Annotated in this window: 22 protein-coding genes and 1 pseudogene; all 23 read right to left on the bottom strand. The window is 39.4% G+C overall.

What is annotated here, in order from left to right; all coding sequences use genetic code 11:
- Positions 1–34 precede the first annotated feature (34 nt).
- Positions 35–247, bottom strand: a complete 213-nt coding sequence (locus tag FIU87_RS09460) for a YlzJ-like family protein (RefSeq protein ID WP_152444365.1) — start codon at positions 245–247, stop codon at positions 35–37.
- Positions 244–999 carry a ClpP family protease gene (locus FIU87_RS09455; protein ID WP_152444364.1) on the bottom strand — a complete coding sequence of 252 codons (756 nt, stop codon included), beginning with the start codon at positions 997–999 and terminating at the stop codon, positions 244–246. The genes FIU87_RS09460 and FIU87_RS09455 overlap by 4 nt, the downstream gene beginning before the upstream one ends.
- A 128-nt stretch (positions 1000–1127) precedes the next feature.
- Positions 1128–2792 carry a ribonuclease J gene (locus FIU87_RS09450; RefSeq protein WP_152444363.1) on the bottom strand — a complete coding sequence of 555 codons (1665 nt, stop codon included), beginning with the start codon at positions 2790–2792 and terminating at the stop codon, positions 1128–1130.
- 230 nt (positions 2793–3022) lie between these two features.
- Positions 3023–3895, bottom strand: coding sequence for a 4-hydroxy-tetrahydrodipicolinate synthase (dapA, locus tag FIU87_RS09445; protein ID WP_152444362.1), 873 nt, complete (start codon positions 3893–3895; stop codon positions 3023–3025).
- Positions 3888–5159 carry an aspartate kinase gene (gene dapG, locus FIU87_RS09440; RefSeq protein WP_152444361.1) on the bottom strand — a complete coding sequence of 424 codons (1272 nt, stop codon included), beginning with the start codon at positions 5157–5159 and terminating at the stop codon, positions 3888–3890. Before dapG ends, dapA begins: the two co-directional genes overlap by 8 nt.
- 165 nt (positions 5160–5324) lie before the next feature.
- On the bottom strand, positions 5325–6365 hold the full coding sequence (gene asd, locus FIU87_RS09435) for an aspartate-semialdehyde dehydrogenase (protein ID WP_152444360.1): 1041 nt from the start codon (positions 6363–6365) through the stop codon (positions 5325–5327).
- A gap of 109 nt (positions 6366–6474) precedes the next feature.
- On the bottom strand, positions 6475–7074 hold the full coding sequence (locus FIU87_RS09430; protein WP_152444359.1) for a dipicolinate synthase subunit B: 600 nt from the start codon (positions 7072–7074) through the stop codon (positions 6475–6477).
- Between the two features lie 2 nt (positions 7075–7076).
- Positions 7077–7973: a dipicolinic acid synthetase subunit A gene (gene dpaA, locus FIU87_RS09425; RefSeq protein ID WP_152446488.1), complete on the bottom strand. Its 897-nt coding sequence runs from the start codon at positions 7971–7973 to the stop codon at positions 7077–7079.
- Between the two features lie 159 nt (positions 7974–8132).
- Positions 8133–8378: a YlmC/YmxH family sporulation protein gene (locus FIU87_RS09420; protein WP_152444358.1), complete on the bottom strand. Its 246-nt coding sequence runs from the start codon at positions 8376–8378 to the stop codon at positions 8133–8135.
- Between the two features lie 90 nt (positions 8379–8468).
- Positions 8469–9710 carry a M16 family metallopeptidase gene (locus FIU87_RS09415; RefSeq protein WP_152444357.1) on the bottom strand — a complete coding sequence of 414 codons (1242 nt, stop codon included), beginning with the start codon at positions 9708–9710 and terminating at the stop codon, positions 8469–8471.
- A 29-nt stretch (positions 9711–9739) separates the two neighbouring features.
- On the bottom strand, positions 9740–10705 hold the full coding sequence (locus tag FIU87_RS09410) for a polysaccharide deacetylase family protein (RefSeq protein WP_152444356.1): 966 nt from the start codon (positions 10703–10705) through the stop codon (positions 9740–9742).
- 298 nt (positions 10706–11003) lie between these two features.
- Entirely contained in the window at positions 11004–13121 is a 2118-nt protein-coding gene (gene pnp, locus FIU87_RS09405) for a polyribonucleotide nucleotidyltransferase (RefSeq protein WP_152444355.1), read from the bottom strand.
- A gap of 190 nt (positions 13122–13311) precedes the next feature.
- Positions 13312–13581 carry a 30S ribosomal protein S15 gene (gene rpsO / locus FIU87_RS09400; RefSeq protein WP_152444354.1) on the bottom strand — a complete coding sequence of 90 codons (270 nt, stop codon included), beginning with the start codon at positions 13579–13581 and terminating at the stop codon, positions 13312–13314.
- A 102-nt stretch (positions 13582–13683) separates the two neighbouring features.
- A complete protein-coding gene (gene ribF, locus FIU87_RS09395) occupies positions 13684–14655 on the bottom strand; it encodes a bifunctional riboflavin kinase/FAD synthetase (RefSeq protein WP_152444353.1) in 972 nt (323 codons plus the stop codon).
- Positions 14656–14699: 44 nt separating this feature from the next.
- On the bottom strand, positions 14700–15614 hold the full coding sequence (truB, locus tag FIU87_RS09390; RefSeq protein WP_253905545.1) for a tRNA pseudouridine(55) synthase TruB: 915 nt from the start codon (positions 15612–15614) through the stop codon (positions 14700–14702).
- A 62-nt stretch (positions 15615–15676) separates the two neighbouring features.
- Positions 15677–16039: a 30S ribosome-binding factor RbfA gene (rbfA, locus tag FIU87_RS09385; protein WP_152444352.1), complete on the bottom strand. Its 363-nt coding sequence runs from the start codon at positions 16037–16039 to the stop codon at positions 15677–15679.
- Between the two features lie 14 nt (positions 16040–16053).
- On the bottom strand, positions 16054–16335 hold the full coding sequence (locus tag FIU87_RS09380) for a DUF503 domain-containing protein (protein WP_172971159.1): 282 nt from the start codon (positions 16333–16335) through the stop codon (positions 16054–16056).
- Entirely contained in the window at positions 16332–18473 is a 2142-nt protein-coding gene (gene infB / locus FIU87_RS09375) for a translation initiation factor IF-2 (RefSeq protein ID WP_152444350.1), read from the bottom strand. The genes FIU87_RS09380 and infB overlap by 4 nt, the downstream gene beginning before the upstream one ends.
- 17 nt (positions 18474–18490) lie before the next feature.
- Positions 18491–18790 (bottom strand): YlxQ family RNA-binding protein, encoded by a 300-nt coding sequence (locus tag FIU87_RS09370; RefSeq protein WP_152444349.1) that lies wholly within the window; start codon positions 18788–18790, stop codon positions 18491–18493.
- A gap of 5 nt (positions 18791–18795) precedes the next feature.
- Complete coding sequence (locus FIU87_RS09365; protein ID WP_152444348.1) at positions 18796–19071, bottom strand: RNase P modulator RnpM; 276 nt, start codon at positions 19069–19071, stop codon at positions 18796–18798.
- A gap of 23 nt (positions 19072–19094) precedes the next feature.
- Positions 19095–20216, bottom strand: a complete 1122-nt coding sequence (nusA, locus tag FIU87_RS09360; RefSeq protein ID WP_152444347.1) for a transcription termination factor NusA — start codon at positions 20214–20216, stop codon at positions 19095–19097.
- An 86-nt stretch (positions 20217–20302) separates the two neighbouring features.
- A complete protein-coding gene (gene rimP, locus FIU87_RS09355; protein ID WP_152446486.1) occupies positions 20303–20773 on the bottom strand; it encodes a ribosome maturation factor RimP in 471 nt (156 codons plus the stop codon).
- Positions 20774–21062: 289 nt separating this feature from the next.
- Positions 21063–22466, bottom strand: a pseudogene (locus tag FIU87_RS09350) (PolC-type DNA polymerase III); the annotation flags it as partial.
- Positions 22467–22498 lie beyond the last annotated feature (32 nt).

Here is a 22498-nt window from a genome sequence, read left to right as displayed (position 1 = left end):
TATTATATCATAAGCTCATGCTCAAAAATGCTTGTTACTTAAAATTAATCGTTTGACCTGGAGCGTAATTACTATTGAGATAATGTGATGGATCTGTACTTAAATTTCGAACAATTTGATATGTGTTCATTTCTGTTTGCTGAACCACAAGTGATACACCATTGTAGTCAATGATTCTTGTTTTGTCATACTCACTGTTTTCAACAGGAAAAATTAACTCCTGAGGCATGGTTGTATAGAGAATCATTGAAGCATCTTCCCTTCCTCGTTTTTCTTTTCATTTCCCTCGACGAGTTCGTTTAATTTTTTTATGGCACTACCAACTCCGCCAACCTCGTTAATCAATCCGTATTCCACTGCATCTGCTCCTACGACATTTGTTCCGATGTCTCTTGTTAGGTTTCCTTTTGAAAGCATTAACTCTTTGAATTTTTCTTCAGAGATATTAGAATTTTTTGTTACAAAATTAATCACTCTATCCTGCATTTTATCTAAATATTCGAAGGTTTGAGGAACACCAATGACGAGCCCGGTTAGTCTTACAGGATGAATGGTCATCGTAGCCGTTTCTGCTATAAAGGAATAATCACAAGAAACAGCGATTGGTACTCCAATGGAATGTCCTCCTCCTAGCACTAATGAAACGGAAGGCTTAGAGAGTGATGCGAGCATTTCAGATATTGCCAATCCTGCTTCTACATCTCCCCCAACCGTGTTCAAAATAACAAGGAGTCCTTCTATATTTGGGTTCTGTTCAATTGCCACGATTTGCGGGATAACATGCTCATATTTTGTTGTTTTATTTTGAGGAGGTAGTTGAACATGGCCTTCTATTTGGCCTACAATGGTCAAGCAATGTATCTTTGAATCTGATGGCATTTGAGCAACATTCGTTTGCCCTAGCTGCTGTATTTTATTTACAAGAGAATCTTTTCCTGCATCTTGTTTATTTGGCTCTTGATTTGGTTGTTCTGATGATTGATATGTATATTCGGACATGAAATAATCCCCTTCCATCCCTTTAAAAATAGGTTTCTTTCTTTAGTATTGACGCTAATTTATATTTCATTCGGTGGATAGGAAAAGCCGTAGCTAGAAATCTCCAGCTACGGCTTTTGTTTATAAGATTATACTTCCATAATAATGGGAAGAATCATCGGTCTTCGTCTAGTTTTTTCATATAACTGCTGATTTAAGGATTCTCTTATCTTCAGCTTTAAACTTGACCACTCGAATATTTGCTCTTTCATGGCATCTTCTAAAATGTTTGTTACGATAAAATTTGCTTTTTCTAGCAGTTCTTCTGATTCTCTGACATAGACAAATCCTCTAGAAATTAACTCTGGACCTGCGATCACTTTTTTCTGAGCTTTATTAATGGATACTACTACAATTAATATACCATCCTGTGAAAGTAATCTTCTGTCTCTAAGGACGATATTACCAATATCTCCAACACCAAGCCCGTCCACAAGGATATTTCCTGCATAAACCTTCCCTGCATACTTTCCTTCGCCTTTAGAGAATTCAATTACTTCTCCTTTATTCAACAAAAATATATTATCCTTAGCAATGCCCACACTCTCCGCCACTTTCGAGAGGGCTCTTTGCATTTTAAACTCCCCTTGTATAGGTATTACATAACGGGGCTTGAGAAGATTTAGCATGAGCTTTAACTCTTCTTGACATCCATGTCCGGAAGAATGAATTTTCTTTTGGCTATGAAGTACGTTTGCACCAGTTCGAAATAGCTTATCAATTACTTTACCTACCGTTATTTCAGTGCCTGGAGTTGGGGAAGCACAAATCATAACTGTATCTTGAGAATTTACACTTACATGTTTATGAGCACCTTTTGCCATTTTTAATAACGCTGCCATTAAATGTGAATGTGTGCCGATTGTAAGGACGACCAAATTGCTGCTGTCTAAATTATTCAACTCATTCACAGAAACAATTAAATCCTCCGGTATATTGATGTAGCCAAGCTCCTTGGCTATATCAAAATTATTGTCTGCTGGATGAGAAATAACTACAAGCTTCCGTTGGTTCGTAACAGTTGCCTCAATTACCTGTTGGATTCGCCCAACATTCGTAGACAGACATGCTGCAAGCACACGGCCTTTTGCATTATAGACAACATCTGAAATTTCCTGTTTAACTATTGATTCTGATAAGGTATAGCCAGGTTTTTCAGCATTGGTACTATCATTTAATACGCACAACACGCCTTGGTTTCCAATCTGTGCGATTTTACCTAAATCGGAATTTTGCGACAGTTGAGACTGGTCAAATTTAAAATCCCCTGTATGCACGATAGCTCCTTGTGAGGTGTGAAAGCATAAGCCAACGGAATCAGGGATGCTGTGATGTGTACGAAAAAACGTAACTGTTAGATTTTTTAAAGTAAGGACCGTGTTTTCATCAATTTCGGTAAACGTTACTCGCTTGCTTGCACCTGTTCTGTTTACTAGTTCTTTAGCAAGAGCAATGGTCAGCTTTGTGCCATAAACAGGGGCTGAAATTTTTCTTAGCATGTAACCTAACCCGCCAATATGCTCTTCATGACCATGTGTGAGGAATATCCCCTCAATTTTTTCTTTATTTTCCTCAAGATAGGTAATATCAGGGATCACCATATCGATCCCGAGCATCCCATCTTCTGGAATCATTACTCCAGTGTCCATTATATAAATGGACTGATCCGCTTCTATGACATACATATTTTTACCGATTTCTCCGATTCCCCCAAGGGCAAATACCTTAAGCTTCTCTATCTGTGGTGTATTCACTTTTTAACCTCCTATTTTTAGGCTCAAGAAAATTATGACGAGTTGCATTCTTTGCATTCAGGGATAGATCAAAGGGTCTGCTAGAAAACACTAAATGAATATCCGCTCCATGTCATTTGAAAATATTATAACGTATGCAAGAATTGGAATACAAGAAATATTATTACTGTACATTTCTGGTGCAAAATCAAAAAAGGATCAAAACCAACTATGGTTTTGATCCTGAAAAATTATAGGGATTGTAGAAGATTAGTGAGCGCAACTCTTTCATCTTCTGTTAGAGGTACAAGTGGAAGTCTTACTCCTCCTACGTCCATTCCTTTAAGCTGTAGAGCCGTCTTCACTGGTGTTGGGCTTGGCGCACTGAACAAGCCTTTCATCACTGGAAGTAAGGTTTGATGACGCTTAGCTGCTGATTGGACATCGCCTGAAATGAAAGTACTAATCATCTCTTGCATTTCATTTCCAATTATATGAGAAGCAACTGATACCACTCCTGCTCCTCCAATCGAAAGAACTGGGAGTGTCAAGCCATCATCTCCGCTGTAAAGTAGAAAATCTTCTGAAGTATTTGCAATAATCTCCGTCATAAGATCAAGGTTGCCACTAGCTTCTTTTACTGCAACAATGTTAGGTTCATGAGAAAGCTTTACGACCGTTGTTAGATCCATATTGACGATCGAGCGTCCTGGAATATTATAAAGCATGACAGGCAAGGAAGTTTCAGCTGCAATTGCTTTAAAATGCTGATATAAGCCCTCTTGATTTGGTTTATTATAATATGGAGCGACAAGCATAATGGCATCTACACCAACTGCTTCTGCCTTTTTTGTCAAATCAATGGATGCATGTGTATTATTACTGCCAGTGCCCGCTATTACAGGAATTCTCCCTGCTACTGCCTTTACTGTATGTTCAAACAATGCGATTTTTTCTTCATTAGATAACGTTGGAGATTCACCTGTAGTTCCGGCCACTACTAACGAGTCCGTACCGTTTGCTATTAAATAATCAATTAATTGCGTGGTTTTTTCGAAATCAATGTTTCCTTTATTGTCAAACGGTGTCACCATTGCTGTTGACACTTTTCCAAAATTAATCATTTACTTTCGTCTCTCCTTCTCCCACTGCTGGATGTATTACAGTAACTTGCTTTCTTGCCAAATCGAAAACATGATGCAATGCATTCACTGCTTTGATCATATCTTCTTGTTTCACTAGTACCCAGATGGTGGTGTGACTATCTGCAGATTGAAGGATTTGAATACCTTGTTCAGATAAGGCTGTCACAATTTTAGATGTTACGCCTGGGACTCCACTCATGCCCGCTCCTACTGTGGCAACCTTCGCACAATGGCGATTCACCTTTGGCTCGTAGCCAAGATGTTGCAGGACAGAAATGGCCTTATCACTCATCTCATCAGAAACCGTATAGACAACACTGGTTGGAGAAATGTTGAAAAAATCGACACTAATTTGCTCGTTTGCCATTGCTCGGAAAACTTCGGTTTGAATGCCGTAATCTCCTTCTTTAGCAAATACTTTTATTTGGGTAACATGTGGAACATGTGCAATGCCAGTGATGATTCTTTCTTTAATATCTGATCCTTTACCAGTCTTATCAAGAGATGTTACTAAAGTTCCTGTTGAATTGGAATAGGTCGAACGGATGCGGATGGGGATTTTTGCTTGCATGGCAATCTCCACTGCGCGAGGATGGATGACTTTCGCTCCTTGATAGGCCATGTTGCAAATTTCATTGTACGTTACAACAGGCAAAGGAGAGGCGTCTTTGACAATCCTCGGGTCAGCTGTCATCACACCTTCCACATCTGTAAAAATATCAATCCATTCTGCTTTAAGTGCTGCACCAAGCGCCGCTGCAGAAGTATCACTCCCACCTCTACCTATGGTACATATATCCCCACTTTTAGATTCTCCTTGAAAGCCTGCTACCACAACTACTTGAAATAATTTTAACATGTCAAGAAGCTTTTCGCATTTCATTTCCACAATACGTGCATTCGTGTGTTCATTGTTCGTCCGAAAACCTGCTTGCGGACCATTCAATGCTGTCGCGTTTATTCCTTCATTTATTAAGAGATTACTAAAAATCACCGAGGAGATGATTTCTCCGCATGATAAAAGCAAATCCACTTCCCGTTTACTGACCCGTTTGGTTCCTTCATCAATTAAGCTTAATAGAGTGTCGGTCGCATAGGGTTCTCCTTTTCTACCCATTGCAGACACCACGACGACTACCTTGTATCCTTCGCTTACTGCCTTTTTAATATGCTTGAGCGCAAAACGTCTGCTACGATCGTCTCTTACTGACGTCCCACCAAATTTTTGAACAACTATTTTCATATTTTGACACCTCATCACGGTATAAAAAACTTCCATAATACTTACGAAAGATGTGGTCAAAATAGTACCATTTCAAAAGAATGGCCTATTCATTGTTCAAGAACAGACGGTGTATAAGTAGGCAGAAAAGAAAAGGCCTTTTGGAGACCTTTCTTCCTAAAATACTTATTTAACTACTCCAAGCCTTACCAGACTCTCAGCAATTTGTACGGAATTCCAAGCAGCTCCTTTTAAGAGATTATCAGAGACAATCCAAAGGTGGAATCCAGTTTTATTATCAAGGTCCTGTCTGATGCGTCCAACAAAAACATCGTTGGAACCTACGCAATTTGCTGGCATTGGGTACAGTTGTTCTTCGGGCTTATCTTGAAGAACAACACCAGGAGAGCTTTCGAGCAACCCTCTAAGTTCTTGAACAGTCACATTTTCGTCTTCTATTTCAATATATACACTCTCAGAATGTCCTGTTACAACTGGAAGGCGCACGCAAGTTGCAGCAACCTGGAGCTGTTGATCATGCATGATTTTTTTTGTTTCGTTTATCATTTTTAGCTCTTCAAAAGTGAAGCCATTTTCTTCAAATTTATCAATTTGGGGAATGGCATTGAATGCAATTTGATAATGATTTTTATCTCCTTTTACAGGAAGGATGGATGGTGTAAATTCTTCTTTATTTAAAATAGATTGCATTTGAGTCTCTAGCTCTTCAATTGCCGCAGCACCTGCACCTGATACGGCCTGGTACGTACTTACAATCACTTTCTTTAAACCATATAACTTTCTGATTGGTTCTAGTGCAACCACCATTTGAATGGTAGAACAATTAGGATTGGCAATAATTCCATTATGCTTCAGGATATCTTCTTCATTGACCTCCGGAACGACAAGTGGAACGTTTGGATCCATTCTAAAATAGCTTGTGTTGTCCACCACGATTGCTCCTCTTTTTGCTGCCTCTGGAGCTAGTAATTTTGATACATTTCCTCCAGCACTAAATAAAGCGATGTGTACGCCTTCAAATTTCTCTGGTGTCGCAACTTCAACAATATATTCCTTGCCTTTAAATGAAACTTTTTTACCAGCTGAACGTTCAGATGATAATAATGTGAGCTTGTTAATAGGAAAATCTCTTGTTTCCAGTGTGTGTAACATTTGTTGCCCTACTGCGCCCGTTGCTCCTACTACTGCTACGTGAAAACCATTCATCTATTAATCCACCTCTTCGAATATATTGATTTATAATTCTTTATTTTAACATATTACTGAAATAAAGAAGAGAAGAAATATTTACTTTTCTTCTCTTCTGGCAATAATATTATTGATCATCCTTGTATCTTTCTACTATAACAGGTTGAATTTGTTTATGCTCCAGTGCATCAAGAACGGTTGGAAGAAGCATACTCATTCTAGCTACCATAGAGTTAGGTTTTTTCTCAGGAGCATCTTGCCCATAAGGAATAAAGTAAATGTTTTTCGTGGACATCAGTCTCATCAGATTTAATCCATTCAACCCAAGCGCATCATTTGTGGAGATTCCAAGAACAACTGGTCGATGATTTCGCAGAGTGGCTTTTGCTGCCATTAGTACAGGGGATTCTGTAATGGCATTAGCCAGCTTGCTCATCGAATTCCCAGTAAGAGGGGCAATAATCATGCAATCCAATGGAAGTTTAGGACCTAATGGTTCTGCTTTTACGATAGAATCAATGATCTTATTTCCAGTCATGTCTTCAATCCGCTTTATCCAGTCCTCTCCTTGACCAAACCTAGTCGTTGTATTCTGAACAGTAGAGGTAACGACAGGTATGATTTCTGCCCCTTCATCTAAGAGCTTTTGAATCTCTGGTACTACCGCATCATACGTACAATGTGAGCCTGTTAAGCCAAACCCTAATCGTTTTCCTTTAAGCTGCATGGTTAATTCTCCTTTCTCCCATCCCAGTCTTCTTTAAGTAAATGAGCTAAAACATTTGCCACAATCTGACCAGCTGTTTTGGGAGCGACTATTCCTGGAAGCCCTGGAGCAAGCAACGCTTTTATTCCTCTTTTTTCTGCATACCGAAAATCAGTACCACCAGGCTTTGAAGCTAAGTCAATAATTAATGTATTGGCAGGCATTTTGGAAATCACATCTGAGGTGACAATTAAATGCGGAATAGTATTAATACAAACATCCACATCTGTTACATTTTCTGACAGCTCTTTTAGATGAAAGGGGGTTAATCCCATTTCAAAAATGCGGGCAATATGCTCAGATTTTCTAGCACCAACCCGAACATCCGCACCTAAAGCAGAAAAAGTACGCGCAACAGTCGTACCAACCCTTCCAAGCCCGAGTACCGCCACTTTGGAATTGTGTATCGTAATGTCTGTATGTTGAATCACCATCATAATGGTTCCTTCAACTGTAGGAATGGCATTGTAAATTGCCACGTCATCCCTTTCAAACAACTGTACAAGGTTCCTATTCGTGTTTGCGATAAGCTGGTTTAGATAAGCGTTGGTTATTCCAGAGAAAATCGTACAATTTTTCGGTGTTTCATTTACTATTTCTTCGGTCAGGACAATTTTTTCATTCGAAAAAATACTGTCTACCTGACCTTCTAAATTTGTACCTGGTACAGGAAGGATGATGGCATCAACAGTAGAAAAATCCACTTCATTTAACTGCTCTTTAGACGCTCCTGTAAACCCATGATCCAATTGATCAAACCCTACAAGTGAAAGCTTTGCGTCCAGCTCTATTAGCTTACGTATCACTTCCAGCTGCCTTGCATCACCGCCAATGACAGCTATGTGCATACCGGTCAGCATATTTTGGTCACCTTCTTTTACTTCGTGAAAGTTTGTAATTCTGTTCATGATTTTCTTACTTACACATCTTATGTACGCTGAAGATAATCTGTGCTTGAATAGCTAGAGAAAGGTCTGTTGCCTCCAAAATAAAAACAGCCTGGCATAGGCCACGCTGCATTATTCCTCTTCTTCAGGAATATCAATGATTATCATATCTGTCCCAATTTTTTTTATATGATTCCAGGGTACGCGAATATCCCGCCCCTCTTTCTTCAATCCAAACCATCTTAAAGAAGGGATGATTAAAGACCTGATTTCTCCTGTGTTTTCATTAATCTCCAGATCAGTATGTCCTAAAATCCCTAATCTCTCTGCTCTTTTTACATCTACAATTTCCTTGCCACTCATCTCGCTCAATCGCAAATGACCACCTCCTACTTCATATATATTAGAGGCTTCCTATAGAAAATACCTGCCAATTCAAATTTGGCAGGTATTTAAAGGTAAAGATTTTTATTCTTTTATGGAGTTTGGCATTTCTCCATTCGGACTAATGAGCGCCACGGAATAATCATCTGTAAAGATCCGTTTAGTAAGACTATTTACAGACTCTTGTGTGATGCTATTAATTCGCTCTAATATATCATCAAGAGAGCGGTGTCTGCCTAGGAGTAATTCATTTTTACCATTTCTGCTCATTCTACTATTTGTACTCTCAAGGCTTAACATAAGACTTCCTTTTATTTGCTCTTTACTATTCGTTAACTCTTTTTCTGTTATTCCTTCCGTTTTTAACGTACTCAACGTTTGTTGAATGGTATCAAACAGCATATCAAGCTGGTTGCTGCCTGTCCCACCATAGATGGTTAGCATACCATTATCCTGAAAAGTGGAATGGTAGGAATAAACAGAATAGGCAAGCCCTCTCTCTTCCCTAACGTCTTGGAAAAGACGGCTGCTCATACTTCCTCCAAGCACGTTATTTAAAACAATAAGATTATAGATATCCTTATCGCCAATAGGAAGCCCATTATACCCAATGCAAAGATGAGCTTGTTCTGTTGTTTTCTTTTTTGCAATTCGACCGGTTTCAAACGCTGGCTTCACATAATCACTTTTGGAATATCCCGTTTCATAGCTGCCAAACATGTCTTCTATTTCTTTAATAAAGCTATCATTAATGTTCCCTGCAACGGAGATCACCACATTATCAGGCGTATAGGTTTCTTTCATGTATGATCTTAATGTATCGCCATCAAATTTTGAAAGCGTTCCTTCTGTCCCAAGAATTGGGTATCCAAGAGGATGGTTTCCATAACAAGCTCTTGCAAGCACATCATGAACGATATCATCTGGTGCATCTTCGTACATTTTAATTTCTTCGTAAACAACGTTTTTCTCTTTCTTCAGCTCTTCTTCATCGAAGATAGAATGAAAAAACATATCTGCTAAAACACCCAAAGCATAAGAGGAATGCTCATCCATAACCTTCGCATAATAACAGGTATATTCCTTGGATGTGAACGCATTCACTTGGCCTCCAATGGAATCAAATGCTTCTGCGATTTCACGGGCATTTTTTGTTTTGGTTCCTTTAAAAAACATATGCTCAAGGAAATGAGATACTCCATTGTTTCGTTGATCTTCGTTCCTCGAACCAGTTCCAATCCATACTCCAATTGCAACGGAGCGGACATGTGGGATGTTCTCTAATACAATTCTTACTCCATTTGAACATGTATGTTTTGTTAACAAAGATTATCCTCCTATTCCGTTTGCAGGTTCTAGTTGTGATGTATAATTCTTTCCTCATCCAACAGGGCCGTTACACTTCCAAGCTCTAACCCTTTTTCCTTGATAGAAACGATCATCGTTTCTAAGCTTTGTTCCGTAGATGGTGTAGGATGCATCAATATCATTGCACCAGGATGTATTTTTTTCATTACACGATTCACTAAAACATCAGGTGCAGGTTTTTGCCAATCAATTGTGTCCACACTCCACATAATTGTCTTTAAATTTAACTCGTGAGCAATGGAGACCACTTCATCTCGATAGCTGCCACTTGGTGGAGCAAACCACTCTACTTTATTTCCAGAAATCGCCTCAATCACTTCGTTCGTTTTCATCAATTGATCACGCACGGCACTGCTGCCAAGAGTTTTCATGTTAGGATGTGTATACGAATGGTTACCAACTTCATGTCCAGCATCTATAATCATTTTTGCCATAGATGGATTTTCTTTCACCCATCTGCCTTCAAGAAAAAACGTCGCCTTCACGTCGTGTTTTTTTAAGGTTTCTAGCATCCCTGGGATATGGTCATTGCCCCAAGCTACATTTATGAGAAAAGCTACCATCTGTTTTTCCGGATGACCTCTATAAATGGGAGAAGGGGGAAGATCAGCTAAGTGAACTTTTGGTGGAACTTGTTCAAATACTAGCTTGGCTTCATCAAACATGCCCGTTTTTTTCATTTTTTTATAAGAAGCTTCTACATCCACTTTTAAACCGTTTAAGCCGGGCTGTGCTTTCCAAACCTTATCAATTTTCGCATCCTGAGGCGACACTTCAAATGCTGAAGCCTTTTCCATCACTTCTAGCATGAGAGGGTCCTGTTTTTTTGATACCTGCTCAAAGTCATTGACTATATGACCTGAAATATCACTGGGAAACGGATGATTCACCGTTTTATATGTAAATAAAGCAATGACGATAAATGCAAAGATTTGTAAGGTTCTTCTTTTCATTCTACCCCTCTCCTTTCTACTTAGAATTTATGTAGAAAAAGGACAAGGTAGAACAAAGAATGGAGTAAAGGTTGCTCCTTTAGCCGCTGTTGATTTGTGCAAAATGGCTCCGCGTCCTGCGGGCGATGGAGGAGACTACTCAGGCTTCGCCCTTTGGGGTCTCCTGTCAATCGCTTCATTCCCGCGGAGTCTCCGCATTTGCTTCAATCACATGCTTGAAAAATCTTCATCATAATTCACTTTGAATAATTAATAATAAAGTAGGCAAAAAGCCCGGTGCTAAGCCAGGCTATTTACATTATGACATTTGTTCATTTTTTTCTTTCTTTTCTTTAAGAAGCACTTTTCTAGAAAGGTTTACTCTTCCTTGTTTATCAATTTCCATTACTTTTACAAGTACTTCTTCACCAAGCTTCACAATATCTTCCACTTGCTTTACTCTCTCTTCTGCAAGCTCCGAAATATGCACAAGACCATCTTTGCCGCTGAACAGTTCAACAAAGGCACCGAACTTTTCAATACGTTTTACTTTTCCAAGGTAGATTTCTCCAACTTGTACTTCACGCACGATATCTTCGATGATTTTCTTTGCTTTCTCGTTCATTTCCATATCTATGGAAGAAATGAATACTGTACCGTCTTGTTCGATATCAATTTTCACTCCGGTCTCTTCAATAATCTTATTAATTTGTTTTCCACTTGGTCCGATTACATCGCGAATCTTATCTGGATTAATGCTCATCATCAAGATTTTAGGAGCATAAGGAGAAAGTTCCTTGCGCGATTCTGCTAAGGTTGCAAGCATAGAATCGAGAATTTGAATTCTACCGATTTTCGCTTGTTGAAGTGCCTCTTCCAAGATGTCACGAGACAAGCCTTCAATTTTGATGTCCATTTGCAGCGCCGTTACTCCTTTTGATGTACCAGCAACTTTGAAGTCCATATCCCCTAAGTGATCTTCCATTCCTTGAATATCTGTAAGAACAGTATAGTGCTCACCTTTTTTGATAAGTCCCATCGCAATACCTGCTACAGGTGCTTTGATTGGTACCCCTGCATCCATCATCGCCAGCGTACTAGCACAAATACTTGCCTGTGAAGTAGAACCATTAGATTCAAGTACTTCTGAAACTAGTCTTACTGTATATGGAAAGTCTTTTTCAGAAGGGATAACAGGTTCTAGAGCTCTTTCACCTAGTGCACCATGCCCAATTTCACGTCGACCAGGACCTCTCATCGGTCCTGTTTCACCTACGCTAAATAGCGGGAAGTTATAATGATGCATAAAGCGTTTTTCCTCTTCAATTCCTAAACCATCTAGGATTTGAACATCTCCAAGTGCACCTAAGGTACAAATACTTAACGCTTGGGTTTGTCCTCGAGTAAATAAACCTGAACCATGTGTACGCGGTAGAAGTCCTACCTCAGATGATAGAGGACGGATTTCGTCACTCTTACGACCATCTGGACGTACTTTATCTTCCGTAATAAGACGACGCACTTCTTCTTTTACAAGCATGCTTAAAATTTCATTTACTTGTTTTAATACGTCAGCTTCTAACTCTTGTTCTTCATAACGTGCGATAACTTCTTCTTTTACTTCTTTAATTGCCGCTTCACGTGCATGCTTTTCGTGAACCTGCACAGCTTTGGTCATTTTCTCTTCAGCAAGTGCACGAATTTCAAGCTCAAGCGTTTTATCTACTTCATATAATTTTATTTCTGTCTTCTCTTTTCCAATAGCTTGAACAATTTCTTCTTGGAAAGCGATTAAGCGCTTGATTTCCTCATGACCGAACATGATTGCTTCTAACATCACTTCTTCTGGCACTTCATCTGCACCAGCTTCTACCATGTTGATGGCATCTTTTGTTCCGGCTACTACAAGGTTAATGTCGCTCTTTTCCAGTTGCTCTACATTTGGGTTAATGACAAACTCGTTGTCAATTCTTCCTACTGTTACCCCAGCAATTGGCCCTTCAAAAGGAATGTCAGAAACAGACAGAGCAAGGGAAGATCCAAACATTGCTGCCATTTCAGAAGAACAGTTTTGATCTACACTCATAACAATGCTGATGACTTGTACTTCATTACGAAATCCGTCAGCAAACAATGGACGAATTGGTCGATCGATTAAGCGACTTGCAAGAATTGCTTTTTCACTTGGACGGCCTTCTCGTTTAATAAAACCACCTGGAATTTTCCCTACCGCGTAAAGTCTTTCTTCGTAGTTTACAGTTAATGGAAAGAAATCTAATTTTTTTGGCTCTTTTGAAGCTGTTGCGGTGCTAAGTACAGCGGTGTCTCCGTAACGTACCATTACAGCACCGTTTGCTTGTTTGGCTAATTGTCCTATTTCTACTGAAAGTTCTCTGCCAGCCCAATCAATAGAAAAGACTTGTTTATCTTGTCCCATGAGTTTCCAAAACCCCTCTCTTGCATTTCATATGTATTATTAAATCATCAATTATTTATGTAAAAATACTATGCATACTTTCCTGTTATGTCTAGTATGGACGAAACTACCGTTACATATCAATAGAAAACCATATGATAAAGAAAAAAACTAACAAAAAAGCGGGAATTCTCCCGCTTTTCTGAAATACTTATCGACGTAGACCTAATTTGTTAATTAGTTCACGGTAACGAGTAACGTCTTTGTTACGTAGGTAAGTTAGTAAGTTACGACGTTTACCAACCATTTTCAAAAGACCACGACGTGAATGGTGATCCTTTTTGTGCGTACGTAAATGATCGTTCAAGTTGTTAATTTGTTCTGTTAGGACAGCGATCTGTACTTCTGGAGATCCAGTGTCAGATTCGTGAGTTCTGAACTCATTAATTAGTTCTTGTTTACGCTCTTGTGTAATAGCCATCCTATTCACCTCCTTAATATTAAAAACCCCTATTACCGAGCAAGCGTTGGTGATTCGACTTGCCAAGCAATGGTTTTGGTACGTTTTATAGCATACATCTTTTTACCGTAAAAAGCAAGTATCATGCGGTTTTTTTTGAAAATACTCCTCTGCTTGAGACTTGTCCTTTTTTATTTGGTCGACAAGTGCATCAACACCAGAAAATTTCTTTTCGTCTCGAAGCTTTTGATGCCATTCAATTACTACTTCTTCCTCATAAATCACATCATGGAAATCGAGGAGATGTACCTCTATTGAAGGTGGTGCGTCTTCTTTCTTATGATGAAAAGTCGGTTTATAGCCGATATTACATACCCCGTTCTGCCAATTCCCTTTAACTCGCATTTGAACGGCATATACTCCAGTCTTTGGAATAATATATTCGTCGTTGAGAACTACATTGGCGGTTGGAAACCCAATGGTACGTCCCCTTTTCTCGCCGTGTCCAACGATTCCTCTTACCTGATACAACCGCCCAAGGGTCTGAGGAAGCTCGTGAACCACTCCATCCTTTAATTGCTCTCGGATAAAAGTAGAGCTCACCTTTAAGTTGTTAGTTGTATATTTTTGAATGATGGTTTGTTCAAACTGATCTCTTGAGTGAAAAGGAAGAGTTTCCATCGTTCCTTTTCCAAGACTTCCATAAGAATAGTCAAACCCTGCAACCACATGCTTAATGTTTAAACCGATGATATATTGATCGACAAAATCCTGCGGTACTAGAGAAGCAAAATGCAAGTCAAACTTGACTACATATAACGTGTCTACACCGAGTGATGTGAGCAATCTGATTTTCTCTTTAAGAGGGGTTATGTATCGAATATGCTGAACCTCTCTACGTAAAACAACAGAAGGGTGGGGGTCTAACGTCATGACGGCACATTCGAGGCCCATTTCTTCCGCTTTTCTCTTGGCACCAGCAATCACCTTCTGATGCCCAAGATGGATTCCGTCAAAAAAACCGAGTGCAACAACAGATGGGGCACATGCTTCTTTTTTCCTCGTGTGTGGGTGCTCTAAATAGATTACGTTCATTGTTATCACCTAAATCATTATAGTAAAACTGTAAGAATGAAGTGTTATAGATGGAAGACTTTCTTTGGCTTCATTAGCCCTGTCTTCTCCGGGTGTTTCATGTAAACAGCTAAGCATTTTCCATGATGAAAAATAGTAAACAACTCCTCATCATGAATAAAATCGTCTGGAAGTGGCAGTACCGCACCATTTTTCACTTTCTCTGCTACTTTATCACTAATTTCCAGCTTAGGCAATGAGATTAATGCGTGTTCCATTGGAAGCAAAATCTCTTCTACTCTTTCTTCTTCTTTAAGAGCTTGCAAATCTTCTAGAGATATCGCTTGAGCTAAGGTGAAATTTCCAGATGATACTCGTTGTAAAGAGGACATATGAGCAGGATAGCCAAGCATTTCCCCTATTTGTACGGCAAGCGTTCTCACATATGTTCCCTTGCTGCATCTTACTTGAAATGAAAAAGTGACCTCTTTGGATTCTTTTTTGTACTCCATTTCACTTGTGAGAAAAATATCATGAATGGTTATTTTTCTTGTAGGCCTATCAATTATTTTGCCTTCACGAGCATATTCATAGAGTTTTTTTCCATTAATCTTTACTGCAGAATACATTGGTGGCGTCTGCTCAATTTCACCAGTCAATCTATTAAGTACTGCTAAAATTTCTTCGTTGGAAAATGGTTTTTCTACTCTCTTCTCTTCTACGATATCACCAGTTTGGTCTTCTGTTGTAGTCGAGGTCCCAATCGTTACTTCGGCTATGTATGTTTTTTCCTCTGCCGTTAAAAATTCGACCACCTTGGTGGCTCTTCCGATACAAATAGGCAAAACGCCAGTTACTTCAGGATCCAAGGTGCCAGTATGGCCCACTTTTTTTGTTTTTAATATTTTTCTAACCTTAAAAACACAATCATGAGAGGTTAGTCCTCTTGGTTTGTTCAAGATGAGAATTCCATCCACCATTAAGACACTCCTTTTCCTTAATCTCAAGAAAAAGGATAGACAATAATTGCCTATCCTTTTCTTTACTCTTCGTTATTCTCAGAGTCCTTTTTATTTAACTCATGAATCAGACTCTCAATTCGATTACCATAATCAATCGATTCATCAAACTCAAAGAAAAGCTCTGGAGTTTTTCTCAAACGGATTCTACGGCCAATCTCACTGCGGATAAAGCCTTTCGCTTTCGCAAGACCGATAAGTGTATCCTGTCTTTTTTCATCGTCACCTAAAACAGAAATAAACACTTTAGCCTGTTGAAGATCCCCCGTTACTTGTACATCTGTAACTGTTACAAAGCCAACACGGGGGTCCTTTATTTTACGACCAATAATATCTGAGAGTTCTTTTTTCATCTGCTCTCCGACACGGTTTGATCTTAGTGTCATCACTATTCACCTCTTTAAAGCCATTCAAGCGAAGTTTCTGCCCTCTCAATTTCTGGAAAGGAATCCAGATAATCGAGGACTTTTTGTAATTCTTTTTCCGTGATGGATTTAGAGGAAGATAGGGATACAATTCCTATCTTCGTCCGCTGCCATACATCCTGATGTCCTATTTCTGAAATGGAAATATTAAACCGTTGCTTTAGCCGAGTAATAATACGCTGCAACACTGCTCTTTTTTCCTTCAAAGATTGAGCATCGTAGATAAGACAATCGCACTCTAAATATCCGATCATTATCTTGCGATTTCTTGCATGACATAGGCTTCAATAACGTCGCCTTCTTTAATGTCATTAAAGTTCTTAATCGTCACACCACACTCATAGTTTGTTGCAACTTCCTTCACATCATCCTTAAAGCGTTTGAGTGTGTCTAATTCACCTTCAAAAATAACAATGCCGTCACGAATGAGGCGAATGCTAGAGTCACGCGTAACCTTACCATCTGTCACATACGCCCCCGCAATAGTACCTACTTTCGATACCTTGAACGTTTGGCGAACTTCCAGTTGACCGATTACTTTTTCTTCAAACTCAGGGTCAAGCATCCCTTTCATCGCTGCTTCGATTTCTTCGATGGCTTTGTAAATGATGCGGTGCAAGCGAATATCAACATTTTCCACGTCAGCTGTACGTTTTGCTCCAGCATCAGGACGAACGTTAAATCCGATAATAATCGCATTAGATGCAGATGCAAGAATCACGTCCGACTCTGTGATTGCACCTACTCCTGTGTGAATGATTTTCACTTTAGCTCCTTCTACATCAATCTTTTGAAGAGAAGCAGCCATTGCTTCAACAGAACCTTGAACGTCAGCTTTGACAATCAGGTTAATTTCTTTAATATCACCTTGTTTAATTTGCTCGAAAAGATCATCAAGCGTCACACGTGTTTTTTCACTACGCTGTTCTTGCAATTGCTTTTGAGCTCTTGCTTCCCCAACGTTTCTTGCAGTTTTTTCATCAGCGAATACCATAAAGTTGTCCCCAGCTTGTGGAACATCGTTCAGTCCGGTAATTTCTACTGGTGTAGAAGGTCCTGCCTCTTTCACACGGCGACCAAGGTCATTTACCATTGCACGAACACGTCCAAAGGTATTACCAACCACAATTGGGTCACCCACACGTAATGTACCTTTTTGTACAAGCAAGGTAGCAACTGAACCTCTTCCTTTGTCAAGCTGAGCTTCAATTACTGTTCCAGCAGCCGCACGCTTAGAGTTCGCCTTGTATTCTTCCACTTCAGATACGAGTAGAATCATTTCAAGTAATGTGTCAATACCTTCACCGCTTAAAGCAGAAAGTGGAACAAAAATAGTATCTCCGCCCCATGCTTCAGAAACTAAGCCATGCTCTGTTAATTCCTGCATCACACGATCTGGATTTGCTCCTTCTTTGTCCATCTTATTGACTGCCACAATAATTGGAACTTCTGCTGCTTTTGCGTGGTTGATTGCTTCTACAGTCTGAGGCATAACACCATCATCTGCTGCTACAACAAGAATGGTGATGTCTGTTACTTGAGCACCACGAGAACGCATCGTTGTAAATGCGGCGTGTCCTGGTGTGTCTAGGAAGGTGATTTTTTTGCCTTGTTCTACCTGTACTTGGTAGGCACCGATATGCTGAGTAATTCCACCTGCTTCGCCCGCAGTCACTTTTGTATTACGGATAGAGTCAAGAAGGGTCGTTTTACCGTGGTCTACGTGACCCATGATTGTCACAACTGGAGGACGCTCTTCTAGTACTTCTTCTTTATCATCTGATTCATAGCCTTCAAAGTCAGTAACTTCAAATACAATTTCCTCTTCTACTTCTACGTTGTATTCTCCAGCTATTAATTCGATGGAATCTTTATCAAGATCCTGATTAATGGTAGCCATTACACCAAGCATCAATAGCTTTTTAATAATTTCAGATGGCTCTTTGTTGAGTATATTTGCTAATTCGCCTACTGTTAATGAGCCTGTAAACGTAATTTTAGAAGGTGTTTCTTTTTTCTTTGCAGGTTGAACAGGTGCCTGTTGTTGTCCGCGATTTTGTTTATTATTTGGTCTTTTCTTACCCTTGTTTTGGTTGTTGCTGTTGTTATGGTTATTGCTGAAATCAGCTTTTTTACCAGAAGAAGGTTTGTTCTTCGGTTTGCCTTGACCAGCGTTTGGTTGATGGTTTTGTTGTTTTTTCGCAGATTGGTTCTTTTCTGTTGCTTTCTTTGGTGCTTCTTTTTTATCTGAGCCGTTCAATTTTTTAATAGTGTCGTCGTCTAATGTTGCCATATGGTTTGATACCTCAATATTCATTTCTTTTAGTTTTGTGATGACATCTTTACTTGATACGTTCTTTTGTTTAGCGTATTCGTAAACGCGTAATTTAGTCATACATTCACCCCCAAAGATTAATCGAGCAAGGATAGGAGTTTTTTCGCAAACCCTTCATCTAAAATGGCGACAGATACTCTTGCATCTTTACCAATCGCTCGACCTAGTTCGTACCGATTTTCTACCGTTCTAATTGGTACATGATAGTACGCACATTTATCTGTTAGTTTTTTCATGGTATTGGCGGAAGCATCTCCAGCAACTAAGACCAGTTTTGCTTTTTTAGTCCGCACTTCTTTTATAACAAACTCTTCCCCTGTAATCGTTTTTCTTGCTCTAGTTGCAAGTCCAACTATTGATAGCCATTGATTATTCATTTTATTTAATCTTGCTCCGTTTCTACCAGCTGAAGTAATTCATCATACAATGAATCGTCAATCGCTACATCAAGGTGTCGGGAGAGAATATCCTTTTTCTTAGCAAGCAGGATGCTCTCTTTATTTCTGGCAAGATATGCTCCCCTGCCGGATTTTTTCCCGGTCATGTCAATGGAAACGTCGCCTTCTTTGGAACGTACAATGCGAATTAGTTCTTTTTTCGGCTTCATTTCCTGACTTGCCACACATTTTCGCATAGGAATTTTTTTGCGACTGTTCACCTGGCTTCACCCTCTTTTACTCTTTATTCTTCTGTGGAATCTTCATCATAGAAATCGTCCATGTCCTCAGAATCGGTCTTGGACAATGACAAGCTAGGATAAATTCCTAATTCTTCCGCTTCGGACTCGCTTTTAATATCAATCTTCCAGCCAGTCAATTTCGCAGCAAGGCGGGCATTTTGACCGCGTTTCCCAATTGCAAGAGAAAGCTGATAATCAGGCACAACAACAGTTGTAGCCTTGTCTTCTTCATTCACCTGCACTTCCAATACTTTGGAAGGGCTGAGAGCATTTGCAACAAACTCGACAGGATCTTTCGACCATCTGACGATATCTATTTTCTCGCCTTTTAACTCATTTACAATTGCCTGTACTCTTTGCCCTTTAGGTCCTACACAAGCACCTACTGGATCAACTTCAGGATTGTCACAGTGTACGGAGATTTTCGAACGATCTCCCGCTTCTCGAGCTACCGATTTAATTTCCACCGTACCATCATATATTTCTGGTACTTCTAGCTCAAATAAGCGTTTTAGTAATCCAGGGTGTGATCTGGAAACAAAAATTTGTGGACCCTTCGTTGTTTTTTCTACTTTTGTTAAGAATACCTTTATTCTATCATGAGGCTTGTAATGTTCATTAGGCATTTGCTCATTAATTGGCAGAAGTGCCTCTATTTTCCCAAGGCTCACATAGATAAATTTCGAATCAAGACGTTGTACAATACCCGTCATGATATCTTCTTCACGCTCAATGTATTCAGAGTAAATAACTCCTCTTTCTGCTTCACGAACGCGCTGAGTGACCACTTGTTTCGCAGTTTGGGCAGCAATGCGTCCGAAATCTTTTGGCGTTACTTCAATTTCCACCACGTCGTTTTCTTGGTAGTTCGGATTCATTTGACGCGCCTCATCTACAGAGATTTCAAGACGGGAATCAAACACCTCTTCTACAACATCTTTTCTTGCAAACACGCGCATTGTACCTGTTTCAAGATTCATATCCACTCGAACATTTTGCGCTTGATTAAAATTACGTTTATACGCAGAAATAAGCGCAGCTTCAATTGCTTCAATAATTACATCTTTACTAATGCCTTTTTCCTTTTCCATCAGGGTTAAAGCATCAAATAACTCGCTGCTCATACAACCATGTCCCCCTTAAAATCCTATTCTTTCGTTTTATTCAGCCTCTAAATGGACAGAATTTCATCTATTAAGGAAGTGTATCCTTAAAATTTTACAGCCAATCTGGCCTTTGCAACTTTTTGATATGGAATGGACACTTCTTTTTTGCGTGTTTTAATAGTCAATAAGAGTTTCACAGTTTCTCCATCAAACTCCACTAGGTCACCCTCAAAGGACTTTAATCCATCAATTGGTTCATATGTTTTGATGTTGACATACTTCCCTACTGCCTTTTCCACGTCTTCTTTTTTCTTAAGAGGACGCTCTGCTCCAGGTGATGACACTTCAAGGAAATAGTTGTGAGGAATTGGGTCGATTTCATCAAGCTTTTCGCTTAATTTTTCACTCACATTCCCACATTCTTCAATGTCAATGCCACCTTCTTTATCGACATATACACGCAAGAACCATGAAGATCCTTCTTTCACATATTCAATATCCACTAATTCAACATTCATCTGCTGAACGATTGGAAGTACTAGCTCTTCCACCGTTTCTGTTACATTTTTGCTCATCATTTCCCTCCTTCGCAGATGCGAGACGATGTTTATAAAATCTGAACAAAAGACCCTGCTAAAAAGCAGGGCATCTTAAACAAGCAAGCTATGTACAACTGCTGCGTAAACTAAACAAGACAAGAAGCCAAAAGAAAGCTGAGCATACAATACGAAAGAGTGGGTTGCCCCACTCTCTGCTAGTTACTTGTATATAGCATTTCCAATGTCAATATATCATATCCCCAAACAATATGCAAATCTTTCTAATTATCATCATGCTTCACATAAGGATTCTATCATGTGTTTTCTAAAATAACGACAATTGATTTTGATCTGGAAGGCCTGTGAGACAACCATGATTATCTAAATATTCTAGAATTGTTTTTGATATGCGACCTCGTTGCTGCAAGTCTTCTTTAGAAAGGAATTCACCATCCTCTCTTGCTTTCACAATATTAAGTGCTGCGTTCGTGCCGAGTCCAGGTATGGAGTTGAAAGGAGGTATTAGACTGTTTCCTTCAATAATAAAGTCCGTTGCACTCGATTTATACAAATCTACTTTTTGAAAGCTAAAGCCACGTTCGGTCATTTCCAGCGCAAGTTCTAGTACAGTAAGCAAGGATTTTTCCTTTGGTGCTGCATCTAAACCTTTTGCATTTATTTCCTCCACCTTTTTCCTAATCGCAGCGGAACCTTTGACCATATTGTCCACATCAAAATCATCTGCTCGGACGGTAAAATAAGCCGCATAATACATCAGTGGGAAATGCACTTTAAAATAGGCAATCCGAACGGCCATCAAAACATAAGCAGCAGCATGAGCCTTAGGGAACATATATTTGATCTTTAAACATGAATCAATGTACCACGGTGGAACATCATTCTTAATCATTTCTTCCTTAAACTCGTCTGAGAGTCCTTTTCCTTTTCGGACAGATTCCATGATTTTAAACGCCATAGACGGCTCAAGCCCTTTATAAATTAGATAAACCATAATATCATCACGACAGCCAATTACTTCACTTAATGTACACGTTTTGTTATGAATAAGCTCTTGTGCATTTCCAAGCCATACATCTGTACCGTGAGATAGTCCAGAAATTTGAACTAATTCAGAGAAGGTAGACGGCTTCGTATCCTCAAGCATCTGGCGAACAAACCTTGTTCCAAACTCCGGAATACCTAGAGTCCCTGTTTTACACATGATCTGTTCTTCTGTTACGCCAAGTGATGCTGTTCCGCTAAATATTTTCATTACCTCAGGGTCGTCGGTTGGGATCGTCTTCGGATCAATTCCACTTAAATCCTGCAGCATTCTAATAACAGTTGGATCATCATGCCCAAGTATATCAAGCTTTAACAAATTATCATGGATAGAGTGAAAATCAAAATGGGTCGTCTTCCATTCTGAGCTCTGATCATCCGCGGGATACTGAATCGGTGAAAAATCAAATATATCCATATAATCAGGAACAACGATAATACCACCAGGATGCTGTCCTGTAGTTCTTTTCACTCCTGTACAGCCGGAGGAAAGACGATCAATTTCAGCACCTCTTAAAATTAAGTTGCGGTCATTGGCATAGCCCTTGACATACCCGTAGGCAGTCTTATCAGCAACCGTACCAATGGTACCTGCACGGAATACATACTCTTCCCCAAAGAGTACCTTCGTGTAATTATGGGCCCTAGGCTGATATTCACCAGAAAAATATAGTGATAGGTAAGCCTTTGAAATTATCT

Source organism: Bacillus sp. THAF10, from assembly GCF_009363695.1.
Taxonomy (GTDB): domain Bacteria; phylum Bacillota; class Bacilli; order Bacillales; family Bacillaceae_I; genus Sutcliffiella_A.
This window is presented reverse-complemented; position numbering and strand designations above follow the sequence as displayed.

Bases quoted from the DNA above. Each gene is read 5' to 3' on its own strand.
- nusA (WP_152444347.1), bottom strand. From the start codon at position 20,216: ATGAGCAGCGAGTTATTTGATGCTTTAACCCTGATGGAAAAGGAAAAA.
- dapG (WP_152444361.1), bottom strand. From the start codon at position 5,159: ATGAAAATAGTTGTTCAAAAATTTGGTGGGACGTCAGTAAGAGACGAT.
- FIU87_RS09455 (WP_152444364.1), bottom strand. From the start codon at position 999: ATGTCCGAATATACATATCAATCATCAGAACAACCAAATCAAGAGCCA.
- dapA (WP_152444362.1), bottom strand. From the start codon at position 3,895: ATGATTAATTTTGGAAAAGTGTCAACAGCAATGGTGACACCGTTTGAC.
- infB (WP_152444350.1), bottom strand. From the start codon at position 18,473: ATGACTAAATTACGCGTTTACGAATACGCTAAACAAAAGAACGTATCA.
- asd (WP_152444360.1), bottom strand. From the start codon at position 6,365: ATGAATGGTTTTCACGTAGCAGTAGTAGGAGCAACGGGCGCAGTAGGG.
- FIU87_RS09370 (WP_152444349.1), bottom strand. From the start codon at position 18,790: ATGAATAATCAATGGCTATCAATAGTTGGACTTGCAACTAGAGCAAGA.
- rpsO (WP_152444354.1), bottom strand. From the start codon at position 13,581: ATGGCTATTACACAAGAGCGTAAACAAGAACTAATTAATGAGTTCAGA.
- dpaA (WP_152446488.1), bottom strand. From the start codon at position 7,973: ATGCTGACCGGTATGCACATAGCTGTCATTGGCGGTGATGCAAGGCAG.
- FIU87_RS09430 (WP_152444359.1), bottom strand. From the start codon at position 7,074: ATGCAGCTTAAAGGAAAACGATTAGGGTTTGGCTTAACAGGCTCACAT.
- FIU87_RS09460 (WP_152444365.1), bottom strand. From the start codon at position 247: ATGATTCTCTATACAACCATGCCTCAGGAGTTAATTTTTCCTGTTGAA.
- rimP (WP_152446486.1), bottom strand. From the start codon at position 20,773: ATGAGCAAAAATGTAACAGAAACGGTGGAAGAGCTAGTACTTCCAATC.
- truB (WP_253905545.1), bottom strand. From the start codon at position 15,614: ATGGTGGATGGAATTCTCATCTTGAACAAACCAAGAGGACTAACCTCT.
- pnp (WP_152444355.1), bottom strand. From the start codon at position 13,121: ATGGGACAAGATAAACAAGTCTTTTCTATTGATTGGGCTGGCAGAGAA.
- ribF (WP_152444353.1), bottom strand. From the start codon at position 14,655: ATGAACGTAATCTATTTAGAGCACCCACACACGAGGAAAAAAGAAGCA.
- rbfA (WP_152444352.1), bottom strand. From the start codon at position 16,039: ATGACACTAAGATCAAACCGTGTCGGAGAGCAGATGAAAAAAGAACTC.
- FIU87_RS09410 (WP_152444356.1), bottom strand. From the start codon at position 10,705: ATGAAAAGAAGAACCTTACAAATCTTTGCATTTATCGTCATTGCTTTA.